The following is a 4,570-nucleotide window of genomic DNA, read 5'->3' on the forward strand; positions in this document are numbered from 1 at the left end:
CGAGACCGAACCGCCGTTCCCTCCGGCGCCGGCGCAGCGCCGGTCCCGCCGGGACCTGCCGGCCGACGCCGGTCGCACCTGGCTGGCCTGTGACTTCCACGCCCACACGCTGCACTCCGACGGCTCGCTCGGCCGGGCAGAGCTGGCCGCGCTCGCCGCCGGGACGGGGCTCGATGTCCTCGCCGTCACCGACCACAACACCGTCAGCCACCACGACGGGCTGGCCAAGATCGGCGCCGAGTACGGTGTCACGCTGCTCCCTGGACAGGAGGTGACGACGGACCGCGGCCACGCCAACGCCTTCGGCGCCATACCGTGGATCGACTTCCGCCGCCCAGCGCAGACCTGGGTGTCGCAGGTGGCACGCGACGGCGGCCTGCTCTCCATCAACCACCCGCTCTGCGCCGACTGCTCGTGGCATCATCGGCTGCCCGAGCATCCGCCGCTGGCCGAGATCTGGCACTGGTCATGGCTGGACACGCGATGGACCGGGCCGCTGGCCTGGTGGAGCGCGTGGGGCTGGGAGACCATCCCGGTCGGCGGCAGCGACTTCCACAGCCCAGACCAAGGGCGCCCGCTCGGTGTGCCGGTCACCTGGGTCGCCGTCGATAACGATCATGTCGATCTGGGCCCTACGGGTACCGCCCATGACGCGCCGACCGGTGTTCCCGCCACAACCGATGCCGTGCTGGACGCGCTGCGGGCCGGGCGCACCGCCGTCGCCGCCGGGATCGATGCCCCCGCACTACTACGAGCCGACGACGAACTTATCGCCGTGGGCGCCGACGGCACCGTCCTGGTCGACGTCGATGGCCGCCGCAGCGTCGTCCGCGGCGAGCTCGCCCGGTTCCCGGCGGCGCCCGGGCCGCACCGCCTCGAAACCCCCGACGCCGCCGTCGTCGCACTGACGCCGTAGCCGCCCGCCTCGGCGCCGCCCTTGACCCGACCTTGACCGGGCCTGGAGTCGTCGTCGAGACAGTACAGGTCACAGGGCCAAGCCCGTTGGCCTTTGCACGCTATGGGGGGCTGGCATGACGGAACCAACGACGTCGAACGGACTCGCGCAAGGCCTGCGTGGAGAGCTCATCGGCCGGTCCGATGATGGGTACGATCGCGCCAGGCAGTTGTACAACGGCATGATCGACAAACGGCCACAGATGATCGCGCGATGCGTGGACGCGGCCGATGTCATCAGTGCGGTCGCCTACGGCCGGGAACACGGCCTGATCATCGCCATCCGCGGAGGCGGCCACAACGGGCCTGGCCTCGGCAGTTGCGACGACGGCCTCGTGATCGACCTATCACAGATGAAGGGTGTGCGGGTCGATCCGGAACGCCGCACGGTACACGTGGAGCCCGGCTGCACCCAAGGGGACGTTGATCACGCGACTCACGCGTTCGGGCTGGCCGTGCCCGCCGGGATCGTGTCGACGACCGGCATCGCGGGGCTCACGCTCGGCGGCGGTACCGGATATCTCAGCCGCCAGCATGGCCTGACGATCGATAATCTGCTCGAAGCCGATGTCGTGCTCGCGGATGGCAGGTTCGTCACGGCGAACGAGACGCAACACGAGGACCTGTTCTGGGCGCTGCGCGGTGGCGGCGGCAATTTCGGGGTCGTCACGAGCTTCACCTTCCAGGCGCATCCTGCCAGCACCATTTACGGCGGCCCGATCTTCTGGCATCGCGACGACGCGCGTCAGATCATGCAGGCGTACCGCGAGTTCCTCCCCCACGCGCCGGAGGAACTCTGCCCCTTCCTCGGGTTAAAGACCGTCCCGTCGACGGCGCCGTTCCCCGCCGAGCTATGGGGCCAGCAGATCTGTGCATTGATCATGTGTCACAACGGCACCGCGGAGGAAGCGGAAGCCGCCCTGAAGCCGCTCCGTGAGGAACTACCGCCACCGATCCTCGACGGCGTCGCGACGATGCCCTTCCCGGCGTTGCAAGGCTTGTTCGACCCGTTGTTGCCGTCGGGCCTGCAATGGTATTGGAAGGGCGACTTCGTCAAGGATCTACCCGACGAGGCCATCGACGCGCACCTCGAGCACGCCGCCCAGGCACCCAGCGAGCTGTCATTGATGCACCTCTACCCGATCGACGGAGCGGTGCATCGCGTCGGGCGGAAGGACACGGCCTGGAACTACCGATCGGCCACCTGGTCCATGGTCATCGCCGGCATCGACCCGGACCCGTCCAAGGCCGAGGCGATCACCAGCTGGGCGCGCTCGTACTGGGAGGCCGTGCACCCCCACACCATGGGCGGCGGATACGTGAACTTCCTGATGGAAGAGGGCGACGAACGGGTCAAGGCGACCTATGGCGACAACTACGAGCGCCTTGTGGCAGCGAAGAGCACGTATGACCCGAACAACCTGTTCCGCATGAATCAGAACATCAAGATCTCATAGCGCAGGTCCGTTACGCTTGGCGAAGACGAGACCGAGCATCGTGGACAAGCGAGGATCATGGACGCGGATCTGGTGCTGGAGGGCGGCGGAGTCAAGGGAATCGCGCTGGTCGGCGCGGTCAAGGTGCTGGAGGAGCGCGGCTACCGCTTCCACCGGGTGGCCGGCACATCTGCCGGGGCGATCGTCGGCGCCTTGGTGGCCGCCAATGTCAGCGCCGACCGGCTGCACGAGGTCATGCGGGAGCTTGATTACCGTCGCTTCAAGGATGGCAACCTGCTGAGTCGGCTCGGCCTCCTCGGCCGGCTGGTGTCGATCGTGACCACCAGCGGCATCTATCGCGGCGAGTACCTGCGTGACTGGCTCCGCGAGCTCCTCGCCGAGCACGATGTACGCACCTTCGCCGACCTGCGGGGCGATGATCCGGACACGTCGCTGCCGCCGGAGGAGGACTACCGCCTCGTAGTCATGGCGTCGGATATCTCTCAAGGCGTCCTGCGCAGCCTGCCGTGGGAGTACAACGAGTACGGGCGGAAGGCCGACGATGTCGACGTCGTCGACGCGATCCGGGCCTCGATGTCGATCCCCTACTTCTTCCGCGCTGCAAAGCTCCATCACCAACAGGCACGCGCCAAGAGCTGGCTGGTTGACGGCGGCATGCTCTCGAACTTCCCGGTCGCGGTCTTCGACCGCCGCGACGACCAGACGCCGCGGTGGCCGACCTTCGGCATCAAGCTGTCTGATCGTCCCGACGTGGCGCGAGAACAGCTGCACGACGTCAACGGCGTGATATCCATGACCAAGGCCATGATCGGCACGATGACCGGCTTCTACGACCGCATCTACCTCGACGACCCGGCCGTCCTCGCGCGCACCATCTTCATCGATACGTTGGACGTGAAGGCGACCGACTTCGACCTCGACCGGGCCACGCAACAGCAGCTCTACGACAACGGCCGACAGGCCGCCGAAGCTTTCCTCGACGGCTCGGACGGTCGACCGGGCTGGGACTTCGACGCCTACCTCGAACGCTTCAGGCCTGACTCGCAGCCAGCGCAGGCTGCACCCGAACCGGCCGAGCCGGAGCAGCCAGCGCAGGACGAACCTGCAGCCAAGGCAGCTGGCGCCTGAGCGGCACCACCCTGCGGCGCGGTAGCGCGTCTCATGAGTTTCTCGCACGACGGATGGCCGCCATGCGCTCCTTGTCAGTGAGAACACCGGCGAAGGGACCCACCTGGCGTAGATCGATACCTCTTTCGCCTGGCGAGAGGCACAACTCAATGAGTTCGCTCACCGAACCCTTTCGCAACGCGCCTTCCCACTGGTCGATCCATTCGTGAGCCAACGGTCCACGAACGGTGTCACGCAGCTTCGGCACATTCGCCAACGCCTGGCCGATCACCGGCCTGGAGTCCGCGCGCAGCTTACGTGCCACCTCAATTAAATGATTAGAACGATAGATCGCAGTACACCACCTTGAGGCTGATGGCGGCGCCATCGAACAGGCCCATGGAGCCGCAGCCTGGTGCGCCCACGTAACGGCGAAGGTGCCCTCGCTCCTAGCGCAAGACCTCGCGGACCTGTAGTGCGACGTCGACTTCGTGCGGGAGACCCTCGACGAGCTGGGGCACCAGACGCCTCCCAAGCTCGGCTTCGTCGGCGGCCACGGTGCGCAACCCACTGGCGCGCTCCACGTTGAACACGAGCCAGTCGAGGCTGCTCGTTAACGTCGGGCCGAAGTCGCGGGGCTCGATCTCGGTGTCCACTCCCCCGGCGCCTCGGTACGCCCGGACCACCTCGCGGGCTATGTCGAATTCGCTCCAGCACGCCATGGACATGGCGACGTCGGCGAGCTCGGAGCGCGGCACCAGCGGCGTCGCGACGTCCCAGTCGCAGAGTACCGGACCATCGCTGGTGAGCAGTACGTTCTTCTGGTCGATGTCGCCGTGGCTCATGAGTTCGTCGTCGGCGCGATCACCGGCCTGGCGCGCCAGTTCCGCGATCACCCCGACCTGTGGTTCCAGGTCACTCAACTGTGCGGCGAACTCACGTGCCCCTGCGCGACGCGCTTCCTCGACGATCTCCGGCCATCGGTCGGCATTGTCCGTGTTGACGATCGGGAAGAGGCCACGCTCCTCGACCTTGACGTTCAGCAGGTGCAG

Annotated in this window: 3 protein-coding genes and 1 pseudogene; 3 read left to right on the forward strand and 1 reads right to left on the reverse strand. The window is 67.0% G+C overall.

Annotated features, from left to right (window positions below; all coding sequences use genetic code 11):
• From ELR45_RS05055 to ELR45_RS05065, 3 genes are all read left to right on the forward strand, one after another.
• Positions 1-916: CehA/McbA family metallohydrolase (locus ELR45_RS05055; RefSeq protein ID WP_165367488.1), on the forward strand; the 916-nt coding region annotated here is incomplete at its 5' end.
• 115 nt (positions 917-1,031) lie between these two features.
• The gene (locus ELR45_RS05060; RefSeq protein WP_129663951.1) at positions 1,032-2,411 is read left to right on the forward strand and encodes an FAD-binding oxidoreductase; all 1,380 of its coding nucleotides are present in this window, start codon (positions 1,032-1,034) and stop codon (positions 2,409-2,411) included.
• Between the two features lie 57 nt (positions 2,412-2,468).
• Entirely contained in the window at positions 2,469-3,539 is a 1,071-nt protein-coding gene (locus ELR45_RS05065; RefSeq protein WP_129663953.1) for a patatin-like phospholipase family protein, read from the forward strand.
• Positions 3,540-3,967: 428 nt separating this feature from the next.
• Here the strand turns inward: ELR45_RS05065 and ELR45_RS05070 are convergent.
• Positions 3,968-4,570, reverse strand: a pseudogene (locus tag ELR45_RS05070) (phosphotransferase); the annotation flags it as partial.

The organism is Phytoactinopolyspora endophytica (genome assembly GCF_004138495.1).
Lineage (GTDB): Bacteria > Actinomycetota > Actinomycetes > Jiangellales > Jiangellaceae > Phytoactinopolyspora > Phytoactinopolyspora endophytica.

Excerpts from the sequence above, each read along its gene's own strand:
- ELR45_RS05060 (WP_129663951.1), top strand. The coding sequence starts at position 1,032 with ATGACGGAACCAACGACGTCGAACGGACTCGCGCAAGGCCTGCGTGGA.
- ELR45_RS05065 (WP_129663953.1), top strand. The coding sequence starts at position 2,469 with ATGGACGCGGATCTGGTGCTGGAGGGCGGCGGAGTCAAGGGAATCGCG.